Raw genomic sequence first — 18,172 nt, 5'->3', positions numbered from 1 at the left:
GTGGAAAGTTGAAGTTAGGAAAACGAATTATTTTTAAGGAATTGCAGAAAATGCATAGTCCACTTCATAAACCGTTTCCTTATCGTGCTACAGCAAAATTGCAGCGAGATTTAAAAAGTAAATTTACCGAAGATGACTGTATAAACGCTGATTTTAATCATTATTGGATGCATACAGCAGCTACTTTAAATTCTGTACTAAATGGAAACGAACAGAACATTACGTTTCAACAAATAAAGTGGTTAAGAAAATCGTTTTTCGAGTGGTTTCCGCAATATCGTTTTCTAGAAACAGAAATTGTGAATTATCCCATTTTGTATAGAGATTTCATAAGTTATGAGAAGACCAGAAAGCTATTACTTTATTACCTTACTGAATAAAAGCGAAAACGTACAGGTTACATTACTTGTACGTTTTTTTGTTCATAAAACATTCAATATTAACAACTAGTTTATATAGGAATTCTAATGAGAAGAAAGAAGTACATATAATAGAATGATACAGGGGAGGAGAGAGGAATAGCTGTTTTACTTTAAGTTATTGTCCAACTCGAATACAGTTAGTTATTTATGTTAAAATATTTCGAGTGAAATCAAGCTTTTAAGGATTTCATTAAACATTAAACAAAACAAGTTAGCAACGTAGAAGGGATAACATTAACATGAAAAACGTATCAAATATAGATAAAGTAGAATCAATAAAATCTTTACAGTCAACAATTAGTAAACTTGAAAATGCCTTATCACAGATGACTCAAAAAGGATCAAATACTACTTTAGTGAAAAAAAGACTCAAAGCAGCTAGTATCGGCTTAGCTATGTTAGAAAGTGTTTGGAAGCAAGAAACTCATCATTATACTCAGGAAGATTTAGCAGAAGCTCGTAATGTTCTAATTGGTTTGCTTCCATCAATTGAAAAGATTTACGTTAAGTCAAAGCTTGGGAGTCCTCAAAGAACGCTTTTAGAAAGAAGAATAAAATCATTAGAACTTTCTATTCAGGCAATTGATTATTTTTCTAATAAATAACTTCGCTAAACAAATAACTTACGACTACTTTTATATAGGGATTCTAATGAAAAAAACTACATATAGAATAAATACTACAAAGGAGAAAGAGAGGTGACTACAATAATCAGTCCTAAGTTAGAGAAGCTTAAAAATCAATTAAAGAATGGAAACAAAAAAGCTCTTTATACTTTTTTGCATGAAATCAAGTCAAATCACACGCCACTAATAGAACAATGCCCTGCAGATAATCAGTATAAACTTATAACGTATATATGGTTAGGCGATCAAAATACTGAAAATGTTTATGTATTCGGTAGTTTTCCTGGTTGGGATCTGTCTGTAAATCAATTACAACGATTGTTACAGACAGATATTTGGTATGTAACGTTTAGGACGGATAAGAGTTTTATTTCAACGTACTATTTTTCAGTAAACGATGTTTTCGAAAATGATTGGATAAAGCGTAGTGAACAGTACGAAATAGACCAATTTAATCGAAATACATTTGGAGAAGGTACCAATAAAGCGTCTGTGTTAAACATAGGAATGGAGGTGCAATATAGCAGTCGTTTTCCTTCAAATGATTATCCATCCGGAAAGATTGAAACATATTCTTTTTATAGTTCGATTTTAAATAACACACGCAAAATTCATATTTATACGCCTCATGATTATTCTCACACTTCACATATTCAAGAACTTCTCATTGTATTTGATGGGAATTCATTCATTAATGACCTTTCAATCACAAAAACACTTAATTATTTAATTTACGAAAAAGAAATCCCATCGTGTATTGCTGTTACTATAGATCCTGTTGATCGATTAGAAGAGCTAACTTATAACGATAAAATGAATACATTTTTAACAAAGGAATTACTTCCGTGGATTCAATCTAAGTATCACGTTTATCAAGAAAGGAATCATACAACAATTGCTGGTTTCAGTCTTGGTGGCTTAGCAGCTTTTTATGCAGCACTTCAAAATCCACATATTTTCGGAAATGTGTTGTCAATGTCTGGATCCGTACATTGGAAAAAGGACGATTATGAAAATGCAATTCCTTGGATTGAAAATCAAATTTCATTAATAGATTCTAATGCAACTCACCTCAATACTTACATAGCAGTAGGTGAACTTGAAAACGAACCTCTTTTAACGGCTAATAGACGGCTATATAAAGCTTTAGAAGAAATGAAACACCAAAACCACTTACGAAGAGTTTCAAGGCGGACATGATAGCGTATGGTGGCGAGAAAAGCTATTCGATGGGTTAAGGGCATTAGAAAATAAAAAGGAGAGAGAATCTATGAATCAAGAAGAACTAGATAAAAAACTAAAAAAGCAAGAGATTTTAGTAAAAGATGAGAAAGTTTGGTCCTATACGTATGAAGATCATATTAGTTCTATCGTTAAAGAAGCAGAAAAGAAAGGGTCTTTTGATCATTTGCCTGGTAAAGGGAAACCTCTTAATCTTGATAAAGATCTTTCGTACAATCCTGAAAAGCAACTTTATAGAACTTTAGCAAATAATCATGTTTTACCTAGGTGGATTGAGCTTTCAAAAGAAATTGACGATTTAAAAGAAAAGCTAAAAGAAAATACAAATACTGCAGAAACAGCGGATTTAATTCGAACTATTAATAAAAAGGTATTAGAACATAATCTACTTTGTCCACCAAGCGCGCAAAAAATGAGGGTGAAAATGGATTTTTAACGATTTTCAATTGAGCTATCGCTTACTATATAATTAAGTTAGGCATTTTCAATTCATTACTAAAGGGAGGCAAATGTAGTGAAGAATACGTATCAACTTCAAATTCCGAAAGAACTAGAACAGTATCGTAGTATTTTAGAAGAAAGTGTGAAACCGTATGTTAAAGTGTCTGGAACGCAAGCAGAGACAACGCTTTTTGAAAGTAAGTTTGGTGGATATCCGTATTTACCTATAGATCAAGAGCATCCTAAAGACTCAAACGGACAACCTATGATGCTACTTGCGCAGTTAAACCTTGAAGAAATACCAAATATTGAACATATGCCTCAACATGGAATGTTACAGTTTTTCATAAGTGCTGAAGAAGATCTTTTTGGAGCAGATTTTGATCATCCAACAGTCCAAAAAGACTTTCGAATTATTTATCATTCTACAATTATAGAAGATTTAAATAAGGTTATTACTGATTTTAGTTATTTAAACACTTTAGATTTAGAGAATTTTATCATACCCGAAGCAGCAAAACTAAAGTTTGAGTTGGCATATCAACCAGTAACACCAAGAGATTATCGATTTGAAATGATTTTTAGTGATAACATTGATTGGGAAGAAATTGTTGATGAAGAAAATAATACAGAATTAGGCGAACTGTATGATGATTTATGTAAGGATCAAGGACATAAAATTGGTGGTTATCCATTTTTCACACAGACAGATCCAAGGGAATGGGAAGAAAAATACCAGCAACATGACATATTATTGCTGCAAATCGATACAGACGATTCATTAAATATTATGTGGGGCGATTCTGGGGTTGCTAATTTCTTTATACGTAAGGAAGATTTGTTAAATCTAGATTTTTCCAATGTCATTTACAATTGGGATTGTTACTAGAAGATATAAATAAAATAATAGCAAACAAAAAATCTTCCTGAAGGTGAGGAGGATTTTTTTATGTTAAAAATAAGCGTTATGTTAACTAGGATAAAAAACAATGAGTGTAATGAAAGTCAAGTCTAAATAACAGAAATAACAACAAATAATGTAAAGTTGTAAAACATGTGCAAATAGCAATAAATTCATTAAGTAAAACATAAAATAAAATTACTAATTTATATTTTGTATAGAAATAATTTTTCTGTATAAAAATTTCTTGCCAATCAAAAATGTTTTTAATTCGTTAAATCTTAAGCGATTATTGATTAAGATTTGCTGTGATGAATTTATAACAAATAAAAACGATAAAAACTGAAGAAATTTGTTTAGATAAGATTTCATGTGAATCTCACTAAAAATCTCTGTTTCGTCTCATTAAGTATAGTTTACTTGGTTTTTGATACCTGATATTACTTTGTTTCTATAACTGCCTATAATATATATTATGTCTACTAGAAAAAAGTAATAAACTTATTATAGGTTAGTTTCATTTGGTATACTTCCCTTTTCTTTATTTATTAGTGAATAGTTCGTTGATGCAGGATTAGCGTAAATAATCATTAATAAAACATAATAAAAAGCAACTTGCTTTGAATTTGACTAAACTATATTTATAATTTGTTTGCTTTAGCAATTACTTTGATTTCAATTAATAATTCATCGTGAATTTTAATTTTATAATTGAACTTGTTTGTGAATTATTCGATTATCATTACAATTATTCTTTTTCTTGAAAAATATTGTATTTACGCTTTAAATGTAAACCTTTATCTTTATAAATCCACCGTGAAAATTTATTAACATTATTTTTACCACTTAGGTAAATACGATATTGTTTTTCTTTGTCAACAAAACTTAATTGGAATTTATTATTCTCAAGGATATCTTTAAAAGAATTCATAAAATTATATGATCCACCAACAAAACTAACAAAGTATTTGTGAGAGTTAACATGACCATCCCCATCAAAATACCCACGAACAAAATGATGCAAATATTCTTCTGGTACAAAAGGAAATTCGATGTTAAATGATTTACATGGCATAATTCCGTGTATGTTCATAAGGTCGTCTTTTATTGTTTTGCTATTAATATTTAGCATATATACGCCTGTTTTTTTGTTTTGATAAAGTGGCTGGTTTGTTTTTAGTTCTTTTTTTATATCTTCTAAAATATAACTTTCTTTTTGAGATATACTGACACATTGATTTTCTTTCTGTATAACACCATCTGCTGCTATAAACCCTAAAATATAAGCCATATTGTTTGACCACGTTTTAAAATAATCTTCTGTTATGTCATACTTTCTCTTCCAACTCCCTATAGCGCGTCTTGGTACGTTATTGTCTGATAAAACCATACGAATATACCTTGCAGACACATTAGCGAGCATGGCGATTTCTGAGGTGCTCTTCCCTTCAGTATACAAATGCATGATTTCAGATTTTGATAGTTTACATTTTGATTTCTTTTTTCGCTCTATGTGCACTTACATCCTCTCCTTCCTTTCTTTTATTAGAGACATATTTTCTTCTATAACATACAACGAAACGTATGTTCTTTGTTGCGTATAAGAAGGAATTCACTAAATAAAAACAATTTACATGTACTTAATATTTGTTTTAGCTGCCACTGTGCAATTTGTACTTTATAGATACAAATAATGAATTTGACGAATTTATGAAATACAAGGCAATTTAGATGAAAGGTAAAATAATATAGTTTAAACTACAAATAGCCACAATAACAACATACGTAAATTGTTAATCGTAAAAAGGAGAACGAATGAATAAGAAATATACAAATCAAATTCATACTGATATGAGTTTTAAACCGAAAGATATTATAAGTTTAATGACGGATTACTTTAAAATAAAATCAAAGCTGCGTCCTATAAAGGATTTGCCTATCGTTTTATCAAATAAAGATAATGAATCGTTAGAGAGTGTTACATGGTTTGGCCATTCTGCTTCTCTTTTGAAAATAGAAGGTAAAAAACTATTATTAGACCCTATGTTTGGAGATGCCTCTTCCCCATTTCCTTTGTTTAATAGTAAACGCTATAGTGGTACTTTTTCTTTAGAACGTGATGACCTTCAAGAAATTGATGCGATTATCATTTCTCATAATCACTATGATCATTTGAATTACAAAAGTATTATGCAGTTAAAAGATCGCGCAAAGCACTTTTATGTTCCAACTGGAGTTGCACAATATCTTATTAAATGGGGTGTTTCGCCTAGTAAAATTATTGAACATAATTGGTGGGACGAAATTACATTTGATAATATTAAGTTAGTTTGTGCTCCTGCAAGGCATTTCTCTGGACGAAGTATGACAGATAGAGATTGTTCATTATGGTGTTCATGGCTTATCCTTGGTCAAAAGACTAAAATTTTCTTTAGTGGCGATAGCGGTTATGCCCCTCACTTTAAGGAAATTGGTGATAAATATGGTCCATTCGATCTTACATTGATGGAATGCGGACAATATGATCCGAGGTGGTCTGCGATTCATATGTTGCCTGAAGAAACTGTACAAGCTCATATTGATGTACAAGGAGAATTACTTCTTCCGATTCATTGGGGTGCTTTTACATTAGCATTACACGAATGGAGTGACCCGATAGAACGTGTTACGAAAGAAGCTAACCGTTTAGGAGTTAAAATTACAACGCCTCAAATTGGTGAATCTATTACGTTAAAATCTACAAATTATCCTTCATCCGCTTGGTGGAAGGAAATTTAATTTTAAAATATAAAAAGAGCGAATCCTCTTATAAAGAATTCGCTCTTTTTTTTGTATTTAAACTTATTTCACAATATTGGATTTCCCACTATCTAAAACTCTATTTGCTGGTACACTGGACATTTCAACCACTGTATTCATACTCTTATCAGTCAGTTCAATGAGTTCGTTTTCATGTTTTATTTTATTTAAATCCCACACCATCCCATGAAATTCATTATGTTGACCACTTACCTGTATAATGCTTTTTGTTTTATTTGAAGGCTGTATTTGAAGGTTTGTAAATTGATTCCCACTAATTTCATTTGGCGTAGTTACTTGACTATCCATATAAATCATATTTACACAGTCTTCTAAAGAAAAGTTCATAAAACGATTGGCATTTATCCAAGCTTGTCCGGTGCTCGGTTTTTTCGCTACTAATTTCAGTCCAGTTTCCATTCCTACAACTTTAATATTTTCGAAGTTAACAAACGAAATTTCATTTTCTTTTCCAGCAGAGTATAAAGAAATTCCGGTACCTTTATTCGTTTCCGTCCAATTGATAATATTTATATCTTTTATTTGTGTTTTGTTCCAAGTGTTATAATATTTATTTTTACCGTCTAAATAAATAACTTCAGAGTTAAATTTAGGATCGTCAATAGTTATATACGCTCCTTCAATGGATGCGTTTTTCTCTAGTTCTAAAACTCTAAAGTTTCCCTCAACTACAAATTGGGATCCGTAACCAAATAATAATTTCACACCTTTTTTAACAATGATTGGTGACGTGATTTTATACTTTTTATCATCAAGCAATACAGTTTTAATTTTACTAGACTCTGCTTTATTAATAGCAGATTGTATTTTTATTGAATCATTTTCCCCTTTAAAGTTTTCTACATACAAGTTAGTACTTTTAGCTGCATAGTCTTTTTTGTTGTATTGATAAAAAGCAAAAATAATTAAAACTATACCAATGAGTAAAACAATTATTTTCTTCATCGTACTCACCCCATATCGATTAATCTATGGCTTTTATATTCAGGTTATTATTATTTTGCTTTGTATTTCAGATTACCATTGCTGCTTTGTCTATTAATCCCTTCCTCTATCCTTAATAAGCTCTTACTGGCGATATAAGATGTACTGCTGCAGATTGCTCTCCTGCTTCAATCAATATCGGTCGCATAGAACCTCCAAAACTTAAAGTAATCGTTTCTTCTTTTATTGCTCTTAAAGCATCAACCATAAAACGCCCATCGAAAGATATATTTAATTGTTTTTCACCTTGAATCGCATCTATTTGTTGCGTTTCGGATATTTGCCCAATTTGAGAAGCATTTGAAGAAATTTTAATTGTAGATTCGTTTATGATTTCTAAGTTAACATTGTTATTGGCCCATTCACTTGCTAATAAACTTGATCGGTCTACACCTTGTAATATCTTTTTTCTATCTATGTTAATAATCGTTTTAAAGTCGTTCGGAATAAGATTAGAAATATTAGGATATTTCCCTTCGATTAGTCTTGAATATAATGTAGTTGTTCCGAGCGTAAATATAATATGACTCTCTGAAAGATAGATATATACGAATTCTGAATTGCTGTTCATTAATTTTAGAAGTTCACTAATGGTTGCGCTTGGTACAATACAATTTGCTTTTACATCTGAGGAAAGCAATGTTTCACGTATCGCTAGTCTATGTGAGTCAGTTGCAGCACAAATTAACTTATTATTAGATAACTCTATATGCACCCCAGTAAGAACAGGTCTAGATTCATTTTTCGCTACCGCAAAGACTGTTTGTTTAAATACTTCAATCAATTGCTCTGTCTCTACTTTGATTTCTGCATGATTGTCTATAAGCGGTACATTCGGAAACTCATCTGCAGGAAATCCATTTAAACTTAATGTGATTTCTTCTGATTGTATCGTAATTAATTGCTCATTCTTACTTTTTATTGCTATATCACTTGGCATTTTCTTTATTATTTCAATGAAATACTTTGCAGGTACAACAATAGTTCCTGCCTTTAAAATAGTTGCAATCTTTTCGTCTTCAATTGAAACAGGAATGAATTTTTCGATAAAAATATTCGAGTTACTTGCGATTAAAGTAATTCCAGATTGATCTGCAGTTATTTTTATACCAGATAATATAGGAATTAAAGATTTTGTTGATATTGCTTTACTTACTTCTGAAAGTGCTTGAGTGAATTGTTTGTGATTAACGATAAACTCCATGTTTTCCCCGCCTTACATGAGATAATATTTTTATGAAGATTGATGAACGATTGTTCCGTTAAAAAAATAAGGTACTGTTTCTTTCTTTTGTAATAAATCTAGTAAATGTTCTGGTATGCGTAAATATGGAGCTGCTATATGTAATTCCATCCAAGTAATCTCTTCAATTTCTTTTGGCCTTGATATATATGTCTCTCCGCCAATTATTTCACCTAGAAAATTAAAGAAAATTGCATGATGATCTCTTTCCTCGAAAAAGGCTTCGCTGATAGAACAAATCCCTTTTACGTTTATATGTAACCCTGTTTCTTCTTTTATTTCTCGAATTACTGCTTCTTCCAATGTTTCTCCTAATTTAACTGCGCCACCTGGTAATGTATAATAAGAACCATTTTCCCCTTTGTTTTTTACCATTAAAATCTTTTCATTAGTTTTATCGTACAAAATCGCGTATGTAACATTAACTTTTTTCATATGTACCTCCTCTATTTTTAATAAAAGGAATTTTCTGTCTTCTATTCATTCTACCATTAACTCCTTTTAATATATATAAGTTAGTTAAGTCTTGCCTTTACCACTATTGGTGGAGTTAATAAGAATAGGCTACTGATATAAAAAAAGAACGTACCTTAGGAAGATTATCCAAAGTACGTTCTTGCAGTTTTAGTATAAAAATTGATTCAATTAATACTGAAATTAATAATAACCTCGCCCTTATTGCATTTGTATTTAAAATACTAACGTTAACAAATTCTATATACTTTTTAACCGTTTTTCTAAATAATAATGATTATGTCCTTTCGGATGATCTTCACTTACTCCAATTACTTTATATCCATGTTTCTTATAAAAATCAGGTGCTTGGAAACTAAAAGTATCTAAATTAATTAACCTACACCCTTTTTCAATTGCAAATTCTTCAATAAGCTTTATTAACTTGCTTCCGTAACCTTCATGCCTATATTCTTCAGAAACCCATAGAAAGTCAACGTGTACATGGTGCCAAAAAGTTATTGCTGTTACCCCACCTACTATTTCTTCTTTTTCATTTCTTACTATGAAACTAACCTTTTCTGAAGGTGTTTTTTCTTCATCTGCAAGATATTTTTGATTGTATTCAATTACTTTCTCTCTTATGTAATCACTATCTTCTTGTACCCACTGCTGTACTATTTTCATTTTAAGTGTCACGCTCCTTTTTACTTATCTATTCAATTTTATAATGAAATTGTCCTGTCTTTAATAAGTTCGTAAAGAAGCAAAGTTAATGGAATAAAAAAGAGCCCTAACATGAGGACTCTTTTTAAAATTAAGCTACTTTCCGATGTAAATGTTTTAGTTCCTTTTTCTTTTCTACATTTGGTGGACGGATTAATATTGAAATAATGAAGGAAATAACACTTAAAATACCGATTATAATGAAAGTTGGTTGAAATCCCCCAAGTATCGCTCCAATAAATGATCCTGCAAGCGCACCAAATCCAAAACCTTGGTAGACAATCCCGTAATTTGTACTATGGTTTTTTAATCCAAAAAAATCTCCGACAATAGCTGGGAATATAGTTATATTACCGCCGAAGCAAAAGGCGACACTTGCTACACAAGCAAAATAGATTCCGTAATTTAGCGGAATAAAACTTAAAGTAAAGACTGACAAACCTATAATAATAAACGTTGCAGAGACAATTTTCATTCGGCCGATTTTATCTGATAACGTCCCAAGAATGATTCTACCTACTGTATTAAAGATCGCAATCATAGCAACGGCGTTTGCAGCGGTTGCTGCGCTAAGTCCAACAAGTTGTACGCCGATATCTTTTACCATACTGATTAAATACAAACCACCCATACACGAGGTGAATAACATAAAAAATAGCAGATATACTTGTTTCGTTCGCATCATTTCACGCGGAGTATAGTCATTGTGTAATGTTTCAGTTACAGCATTACTTACAATTGCCTCACGTAAGAAGAACGATCCGATTAACACTAAAAGTAACACGATAATACCCCAATATAAAAATGCTTGTGATACACCAAGGTTATCGATAAGATTTCCGTTTATATATCTAAAGATTAAGCTGCCCATTCCATACGCTGATACAGATATACCTGAAATAAGCCCTTTCCGATTTGGAAACCATTTAATTAAATTAGATAGTGATGTAATATAAGCTGTTCCATCCGCATAACCAACAACGACACCAGCTAATAAATATAATAGTGGTAAAGAAGAAACTTGTGAACTAAGTATTAAGCCGAGTCCTAAAACAATTCCTGCAGTAGCAATAAGTTTTCGAAGTCCTAATTTTTTCTGCAACTTGGCTGCAAATAAAGTTGAGAATGATAAAGAAAAACTTGTTATGGAGAAAGTTATCGCTACTGAATTAAGATTCCATCCAAACTTACTTACAAGGGGTTGATTAAATAAACTCCATGTATAAATTGTTCCAAGGCCAATTTGAACAATGATTGTACCTAGAACAATTAGTAACGGATTTATAGAAATTTGTTTCATACTAACTGTCCCCTTCTTTTATCTTGACATGAATTTTCACAGTTAGTATATCCATCATAAATTGCAAGATACTGTACGGAAAATGGTAATTAAGTTCATATACACAAAAAGACACTTCATAAAGAAGTGCCTTTTGCAGGTTATATCAGATGTTTCTAAAGAAAGTTTTGTTAAGATAAGCCATTTTCAAATGCTTATGTATATATGTTATCAAATAATTTCTTATATGTGATGAGACTTAAGACGTATTTTTCATTCATCATATAGTCGGATGAAAAATTAATATTCGATTTCATCAAAATCTTTCGGTTGCGGTACAGTTTGCATATTAGCTGCATCTTTAGGATCGCTATAAATCGCATTTTGCTCTGTATTTACATCTTTTATATTTTGTTTTTTATTTTTGTTCACTTTATCTTTCACTTTCAATCACTCCTTTTTGTTATAGGAGTAATTATGCCCTATTACCGTTACTAAATGTATCAGCGACTAAATTACTAAATTCACGTAAATAATATAAGTAATTATCACCGCCGTAGTTATATCTTTTGTTATACATTTTTGCAACAACTACATTATATTCAGGTATTACTAAAATGGTCGGTCCAGTAATCCCTAATATTTGATAAGCCCCTTTTGGAACACGTTCACCAAGTTCGCTTAATCGCGCAGGCTCATTTTGGATGAACCAAAACAATCCATTTTGTGGTAGCTCTTTGTTTATATATGTTGGACTCTGCAAACTCGTAGCGATTTTTATAACTTCTTTTCGAACAATTTGTTTATCATCTATCCTACCTTGATTTAAATGAAGATTGCCCCACTGCGCAAATTCTCTAGCTGTGACAAACAAATTTTTTTCAGTACCGTCATCTACCGTACCAATTTCACTAATTGCGTCTTCATTTGGATTATTAACAACGTCAACTAAATTTTCATCTCGCTGAACTCTCCAACCTGTTTCTTGAAAATTAGCAGGCTTAAACACACGCTCCTTTAACAATTCAGGAAAACTTTTGTTATATAGCTGATAAATAAGACGTGTCATCATTCTTACATTAATATCTCTATACGCCCATGATTGTCCCGGTTCAAATTCACGAAAAATTGTCCTGTCGTTCGTTTCTTCTAATCCGTGCGAATGTGTTACTAAATGTCTTATCGTCGTTTTACTAAGCAATGCAGGATCAAAGTCTTTAAAATATTTTATCGCTTCATCATCAATAGAGTTTATTTTTCCCTCATAAAGCGCATACGCTATCATTAATCCTAAATAACTTTTTCTAGCAGAAGCAACGTTAAATTGTGAAGATTCTGTTACTTTCTTGCTTGTAGATGTATTTGAGTGATAACCACTATAATGCTCTAGTACGATTTTATTATCTTTTATAATACAAAGTGCTGTAGCAGAACTATGATTTTTTTCTTTTATATCCTCTACCCAAGAAATCAACTTATCATATGTATACAAATAAATCCCCCTTAATACACATCAAAATTACAGCATGAAAGAAAAGTGCAAAATAATTTTCACACCTTTCTTTCATGTAAAATAGCTTTGATGTTCTATACTTAAATGATCCACCAGTTCCAGCAATTAAAGCAACTGAAACATCCTGCGCATCCTATACATCCACCGCAACGACCTGCACAACCACCACATCTACCGCCACATCCACCGCAACGTCCACCGCAACCGCCACATCCGCCGCAACGACGTGCATCGTCTTGAATGTAATAGTATGGATATTGACTTTGTTGTTGATCCCAATACACAACATTGCCAGTTTGATAATCATTAAGGTTTAATGATTGTAGTTCTTGTTGAAACTGATTCATTATGAAACCCTCCATTTATAAATGTAAATTCCGTCCAAATATTAAAGTTAATAAATTCTTTTAAACAAAGTAGAAACAAGACTATAGACTAAATGCGTACATCAACAAAATATGAACTTACACTAGGTGATGTACCTTGTTTTTTAGCCTATTTTCTTTATATTCATTCGATGGACGTATTTACTATAAATAAAGTGATTTAAAAATTACTAATCCAACAATTTAGGAGTTCATCATTTAACTTACTTTCTAGTAATTCCTTTACTAAAGGCATTGGCATGATTTCATAATGATTTAAGGCTTCTTTATTATAAGCTATCCAGTGAAATGCTAAATGAGACTCGCTAGATTTCGGTGTTAAGTCCGTATGTAAATCTTGTGACTCTACTTCAAAAATGTGGTTAATTTCATGATGAAGAACTTTTTTATCTTGCCATTGATTTTCTATGACGCCTAAAAATTGTTGTATACTACAGTTTACTCCAAGTTCTTCTCTTAACTCTCTTTTTAATGCATTCTCTGCTGATTCTCCAATTTCAACATGGCCACCAGGTAAAAAATAATGATGGCCGATATATTCAGCAACTAATAATTTTTCATCTTTTATCATGACTGCTCGTACAATATGATGAAATTTACTTTTCAATTGATATTCCTCCTAGTTATTTAATGTATAGTTTCTCAAAATAGTCATTTAGTATTGGTATAATATAAATCATAGGTGTTTCATACGGATGAATATCATTAATAACTTCAAGAGCATCTTTTACAAGTTCTCGTTTACACTTTATTTCAACTTTACATTCTTATCCTTCGCATATTTGACCAATTTCTCCATTAAAAGGAGATGCCTCTTCTAAAGGTCTCCAATATCCTTTCACTGAACTATAGGAAAGACAATGGTCATATTCGCCCGTTTTACATGCTCCAGTTTTATTTAATTCATCCCTTAATGTTTCAATATATTCTTCAGGAATGAACACTTCAATTTTCACTTCAGTAAATTGCATATTTCATTTCACACCTTTACTTCTTAATAGTTAAACAAATAAACGGTATACTTGCTCACCATCATACTCCTGTCCTAATGATATGAAACCATATCGTTCATATAATTTCTTTGCAGAGAGATTATCTTTATGTACGGTTAATCTTATTTCTTTACACGATTTAAAAGTATTTTTTATTATATTAATACTTTCTTGTAATGCTGCTTTTCCATAACCATTACCTTGTTGCGATTGATCAATAATAAATCCGTTAATCCAATACATATCCGATGTCTCTATTACAACAGCATGCATAACAAAACCAACCATAAGGTCACCATCGTATATAGCGAATGGTATGTACTCTACATTGTCACCATCTGGTTTTATATATACTTTAGCAAGTGAAACTGCTACAGCGGGGACAAATTTTCTTTGATCTTCTTTAACTTGTAACTTTAATGCATCTTCCCAATTGTCTCTCGTAACAACCTTTAACTGGACATTCAATATTGTAAGCTCCCTTATATAGAGGATGTATGTTTATATTCAACGTAGTGAAATACTTCCCTTTTTCGACAACAACTTATAACATGATTTTTATAAAATCTTGAATGAATTTTTGTTCATCTATTTCTAGTGCTATATGGGCTCCATCAGATATAGAGCTAGGGCGAAAATCAGCAAATGTTTGTCCTTTCGTATCTCCGTATGTATCTACATTTACTGTACGATGCACAAATTCAAAAAAACTTGGATTTACTAATCCGCTTATTGCAACCACATCATGTAGCAAAGGTCCTTCCATAGATGGATTAAGTTTTTGGTATGCGGATAGGTAGTAGTCATACATTGGTTTCATTATCATATGAAATGGATTCTTTGCATTAGCTTGAATATAGTTAAATACATTTGGTGTTAACACAGCTTTGTTTGTTACATTTAAAGGGAATATGAATAAATTCTTTGCTTGATGGAAAACAATTTTACTTGCTATCGGATCTCCATACACGTTTGCCTCTGCTAATGGCGTAACGTTTCCTACTTCTAAAAAAACACCACCCATGAAATAGATTCCTTTTACATTTAGCATTAAATCATTCCATAAATTAAAAGCAATTGCTAACGAGGTAGATCTTCCTACATCAACAATCGTTAAATCTTTTCCGTACTTTATAAGAATCGCAGCAATACTGCCGAAATTATATATTGGAATAGATAATATATTTTCTGGAACATGGATGGGCCCTAATCCTTCTGCTCCGTGAATTTCAGGATAGTACGTAGTGATTTCTTCTGTAAGTGGTTTTGTTGCACCACTAATGACAGGAATGTCTTGTCTATTTGCTAACTGTAAAATATACGCTGCATTATGTGCAGCATGTATATGCTCAACATTTCCGTATCCGGTTACAATACCGACAATTTCAATTTCGGGATGCAGTAAACCATACATAATGGCAAATGAGTCATCAATACCTGGGTCTCCGAAAAATAATACTTTTTCCAAGAAATACTCTCCCTTCATAAAAACATAGAGTCATCAATAACTATGTATATGAAAAAAGCAAGTATATCTATGCGAATTTTAGAATGGATAATGTTTTACAAAACATTAAAAAGGAACTAGCGAATGCTAATTCCTTTCTTCAGTAACCATTCTCAAATTTAATTAATTATCGTATCCTTCATAAATTGCATCATTTATTAGATTTTGTGTTTTTTTATCATCAGGTACAGGCTTCCACCAATTTCCTGTAATAAATAACATAGTTAATAAATTATAACTATCACTAAAATAACTTTCTTTCTTATTCTTCATCCAATCCCAACCGCTATTTACCCACTTTTGATTATTGCTACTCGTTATACTTGCAGCAATAAACGGTGAAACAAATACAGCAGTTGAATAACTACCAATATTGGATCCGTTTAATTGATAACCATCCACAATTTTAGAAGGATTTCCATTCGTTTTATTTTGAATCCATGAAGAGACTTTATCAGAAATGACTTTACTTCTTTTCTCGCCGTACATCGCATAGTCCATTACAATTCTCAATGGTACCCGACTAGCATTGTAATAATATGCATTTGTATATTCTGACTCATCTAAGAAGTCTTTAGGTGCGGGTTGTGGTGGGTTTTTTACAACGAAATCTGAAATAAGTCCTGTATTTGGAGAGTACTTATTACTAAATTGCGTATAAACATCGTACAAATTATTAATAACAGTAAGCCAAGTTTTATCACCTGTAAATTCATAAAATGCTCTAAGGTGTGACATCATCCAATCAGATGGTCTCGTATCAAGTGAACTTTTAGAATCCCAATCTCCTAAATTTAGTCGGTTATTATTTGTAACATTACTAGCTTTAATACCTTTTGTAATCATGTCTTGTGCTTCTTTCAAATAATTAACTGTTCCATTAGATCCCCACTGCTTATGAGCAAGAAGAAGAGAATACGCAATATCTAAATCTCCATCAGTAGCAGAATCAAAATGACCTTGTGCTTTTTTACTATCTGCGACAACCCATCCCATTAAATTAGGATTTTGAGAGCTTTTAAAAGTTCTTGCTGTTTTAAATAAACCGTCATAGATTTTTTGAGCATTCGAATCATAACCAGCCATTAATACTGTAATTATCATCCCATACCCTTGACCTTCTGAAGTTCCAAGTGGCTTAAACCCATCAGCATCACCTGTAATCTCTCCTTTTACATAATAACCACCAGGTAAAGAAGATAAATCATTTTTCAAATATTTCTTTTTCCAATTATCGTAGTAACTTCTTACAGAAGCATTTAAACTTTCCTGTGTAACATGATTCGGTTTTATAACACCTGCATAATTAACTTGCTGGGGAAATGGTTTCATCTCCTTTGCAGCAGCTACTTGTTGATTAACTACGGGAATAGAATTTTGTATTGAATTGTCCGTTACACTTGCTGCGAAACTAGAATTAGAAAAACTAGCTAGTCCGATTCCTACAATAGAAATACATGTGAAAATTTTTCTTTTTCCATTCATTATGTTGTCAGCTCCTTTTAAAATGCTTACTACATAAAATGTAACATACAATATTTAACTGAAATACAAAATATTATATTTATCAACATAAGAAAGAAACTATATAAAAAAGTATCATAAAATTATTATTGAATTACATTATACGGATTGATTATTTGCTAAATTCCTATGTTTTTCTTTTCTTAATACCGGTATATGAGCAATCACAATTCCAAGTATAGTAATCCCTCCGCCAATTATCGAAACTAAAGTTGGCACTTCTCCTAACCATATCCAAGCAATGAAACACGCAGTTATTGGCGTTAAATATAGAGAACTTGTTGCTTCAGAAGCACCAGCACGAGATATAATATAGGCCAATGCAATATACGGGAGTACTGTTGGAAAGACACCTAAATATATAACGCTCAAGTTAACTTCAAGAGGAGCTGCTAGTATTTCTTGATAAACTCCGGGTAAGAAAATAAGCATACATACAGTACTAGACAAAATTGTATATATGGTAAATGGTAAGAAGCCGTATTTTTTTAAGTAAGATGTTTGGAAAACGAAAAATAGACTTTCTGAAATCGCCGCTAATAATATAAATAATCCCCCGCTATTCAATTGAATAGCATCGCCCTGGCTAAATGAAATTAAGGCAATTCCTGTAAAACTAATTACACCACCAAGCCAACCATTTAATTTCATTTTGTCATTCAAAAAAACAGAAGCAAGAATTGCCGTCACTATTGGGGTGACTGAAATAATTAAACTTGCAGATCCAGCATTTACTGTTTTTTCGCCGTAATTTAATGCGATGTGATAAATAGTAAACCCTAAAGCACCAAATATAAAAATTGCTGGGATATCCTTTAAATCCGGTAGTCGTAGTTTGTATATAAATGAAAATAACAAAAGTATAAATGAAGCGATTAATAAGCGTAGTAAAGTAAGGTGTTCAGGCGTATAAGATTCAAGCCCCATACGAATTGCTGGAAAAGCAGTTCCCCATATAAGAATTGTAAAAGCGTGAGCACATATAATGCGTAAATCCCATTTTTTATTATGCATATTTTCTCTCCTTCCCTAAAAAACCAACCATTTTTAAATTACCAATTATTTCTTTTCATCATATTTAATAGTTGATACAATGTCTTCAACCAGTTATTT

General features: G+C 31.6%; 20 protein-coding genes and 1 pseudogene. 6 read left to right on the top strand and 15 right to left on the bottom strand.

The window, feature by feature from the left end; genetic code table 11:
* The first annotated feature begins 8 nt into the window (after window positions 1-8).
* The 5 genes from NST90_RS13065 to NST90_RS13045 all read left to right on the top strand — a co-directional run bounded on the left by NST90_RS13065 (window position 9) and on the right by NST90_RS13045 (window position 3,620).
* Window positions 9-380 carry a YxiJ-like family protein gene (locus tag NST90_RS13065; RefSeq protein WP_000765936.1) on the top strand — a complete coding sequence of 124 codons (372 nt, stop codon included), beginning with the start codon at window positions 9-11 and terminating at the stop codon, window positions 378-380.
* 281 nt (window positions 381-661) lie between these two features.
* Window positions 662-1,027 (top strand): hypothetical protein, encoded by a 366-nt coding sequence (locus NST90_RS13060; protein ID WP_000800305.1) that lies wholly within the window; start codon window positions 662-664, stop codon window positions 1,025-1,027.
* A gap of 93 nt (window positions 1,028-1,120) precedes the next feature.
* Window positions 1,121-2,248 carry an alpha/beta hydrolase-fold protein gene (locus tag NST90_RS13055; RefSeq protein ID WP_006929712.1) on the top strand — a complete coding sequence of 376 codons (1,128 nt, stop codon included), beginning with the start codon at window positions 1,121-1,123 and terminating at the stop codon, window positions 2,246-2,248.
* A 70-nt stretch (window positions 2,249-2,318) separates the two neighbouring features.
* Window positions 2,319-2,726 (top strand): DUF1992 domain-containing protein, encoded by a 408-nt coding sequence (locus NST90_RS13050; RefSeq protein ID WP_006929710.1) that lies wholly within the window; start codon window positions 2,319-2,321, stop codon window positions 2,724-2,726.
* Window positions 2,727-2,804: 78 nt separating this feature from the next.
* On the top strand, window positions 2,805-3,620 hold the full coding sequence (locus NST90_RS13045) for a YwqG family protein (RefSeq protein ID WP_006929708.1): 816 nt from the start codon (window positions 2,805-2,807) through the stop codon (window positions 3,618-3,620).
* Between the two features lie 760 nt (window positions 3,621-4,380).
* On the opposite strand, the gene NST90_RS13040 is transcribed toward NST90_RS13045, so the two are convergent.
* Complete coding sequence (locus tag NST90_RS13040; protein ID WP_000546826.1) at window positions 4,381-5,151, bottom strand: LAGLIDADG family homing endonuclease; 771 nt, start codon at window positions 5,149-5,151, stop codon at window positions 4,381-4,383.
* Between the two features lie 296 nt (window positions 5,152-5,447).
* Here NST90_RS13040 and NST90_RS13035 point away from each other — a divergent pair, with 296 nt between their 5' ends.
* Window positions 5,448-6,410, top strand: a complete 963-nt coding sequence (locus tag NST90_RS13035) for an MBL fold metallo-hydrolase (RefSeq protein WP_046392774.1) — start codon at window positions 5,448-5,450, stop codon at window positions 6,408-6,410.
* A gap of 63 nt (window positions 6,411-6,473) precedes the next feature.
* Here NST90_RS13035 and NST90_RS13030 read toward each other — a convergent pair whose 3' ends face one another.
* From NST90_RS13030 to NST90_RS12965, 14 genes and pseudogenes are all read right to left on the bottom strand, one after another.
* Window positions 6,474-7,397, bottom strand: coding sequence for a hypothetical protein (locus NST90_RS13030; protein WP_044306484.1), 924 nt, complete (start codon window positions 7,395-7,397; stop codon window positions 6,474-6,476).
* A 112-nt stretch (window positions 7,398-7,509) separates the two neighbouring features.
* Window positions 7,510-8,640: a DNA polymerase III subunit beta gene (gene dnaN / locus NST90_RS13025; protein WP_000394489.1), complete on the bottom strand. Its 1,131-nt coding sequence runs from the start codon at window positions 8,638-8,640 to the stop codon at window positions 7,510-7,512.
* A 30-nt stretch (window positions 8,641-8,670) separates the two neighbouring features.
* Window positions 8,671-9,114 carry an NUDIX hydrolase gene (locus tag NST90_RS13020; RefSeq protein WP_046392773.1) on the bottom strand — a complete coding sequence of 148 codons (444 nt, stop codon included), beginning with the start codon at window positions 9,112-9,114 and terminating at the stop codon, window positions 8,671-8,673.
* 279 nt (window positions 9,115-9,393) lie between these two features.
* Window positions 9,394-9,819, bottom strand: coding sequence for a GNAT family N-acetyltransferase (locus NST90_RS13015; RefSeq protein WP_000706906.1), 426 nt, complete (start codon window positions 9,817-9,819; stop codon window positions 9,394-9,396).
* A 130-nt stretch (window positions 9,820-9,949) separates the two neighbouring features.
* Window positions 9,950-11,158, bottom strand: coding sequence for an OFA family MFS transporter (locus NST90_RS13010; RefSeq protein ID WP_046392772.1), 1,209 nt, complete (start codon window positions 11,156-11,158; stop codon window positions 9,950-9,952).
* Between the two features lie 279 nt (window positions 11,159-11,437).
* Window positions 11,438-11,581, bottom strand: a complete 144-nt coding sequence (locus NST90_RS13005) for a hypothetical protein (RefSeq protein ID WP_000653680.1) — start codon at window positions 11,579-11,581, stop codon at window positions 11,438-11,440.
* Between the two features lie 31 nt (window positions 11,582-11,612).
* Window positions 11,613-12,629: a serine hydrolase domain-containing protein gene (locus NST90_RS13000; protein WP_046392771.1), complete on the bottom strand. Its 1,017-nt coding sequence runs from the start codon at window positions 12,627-12,629 to the stop codon at window positions 11,613-11,615.
* Between the two features lie 101 nt (window positions 12,630-12,730).
* A complete protein-coding gene (locus tag NST90_RS12995) occupies window positions 12,731-12,997 on the bottom strand; it encodes a heterocycloanthracin/sonorensin family bacteriocin (RefSeq protein ID WP_001071389.1) in 267 nt (88 codons plus the stop codon).
* A gap of 199 nt (window positions 12,998-13,196) precedes the next feature.
* Entirely contained in the window at window positions 13,197-13,643 is a 447-nt protein-coding gene (locus NST90_RS12990) for an NUDIX domain-containing protein (protein WP_025709396.1), read from the bottom strand.
* Between the two features lie 16 nt (window positions 13,644-13,659).
* Window positions 13,660-14,007: pseudogene (gene cutA, locus NST90_RS12985) on the bottom strand (divalent cation tolerance protein CutA).
* Window positions 14,008-14,037: 30 nt separating this feature from the next.
* Window positions 14,038-14,496: a GNAT family N-acetyltransferase gene (locus NST90_RS12980; protein ID WP_046392770.1), complete on the bottom strand. Its 459-nt coding sequence runs from the start codon at window positions 14,494-14,496 to the stop codon at window positions 14,038-14,040.
* A 76-nt stretch (window positions 14,497-14,572) separates the two neighbouring features.
* Window positions 14,573-15,496 (bottom strand): nucleoside hydrolase, encoded by a 924-nt coding sequence (locus NST90_RS12975; protein ID WP_025709391.1) that lies wholly within the window; start codon window positions 15,494-15,496, stop codon window positions 14,573-14,575.
* 162 nt (window positions 15,497-15,658) lie between these two features.
* Window positions 15,659-17,020 carry a glycosyl hydrolase family 8 gene (locus tag NST90_RS12970; protein ID WP_001013592.1) on the bottom strand — a complete coding sequence of 454 codons (1,362 nt, stop codon included), beginning with the start codon at window positions 17,018-17,020 and terminating at the stop codon, window positions 15,659-15,661.
* Between the two features lie 138 nt (window positions 17,021-17,158).
* Entirely contained in the window at window positions 17,159-18,073 is a 915-nt protein-coding gene (locus NST90_RS12965) for a DMT family transporter (RefSeq protein ID WP_025709387.1), read from the bottom strand.
* Window positions 18,074-18,172 lie beyond the last annotated feature (99 nt).

This window comes from Bacillus sp. FSL E2-8900 (assembly GCF_037966225.1).
Classification (GTDB): Bacteria; Bacillota; Bacilli; order Bacillales; family Bacillaceae_G; genus Bacillus_A; species Bacillus_A cereus.
The sequence above is the reverse complement of the archived record's forward strand: the minus strand, read 5'-3'. Positions and strand labels throughout refer to the sequence as shown.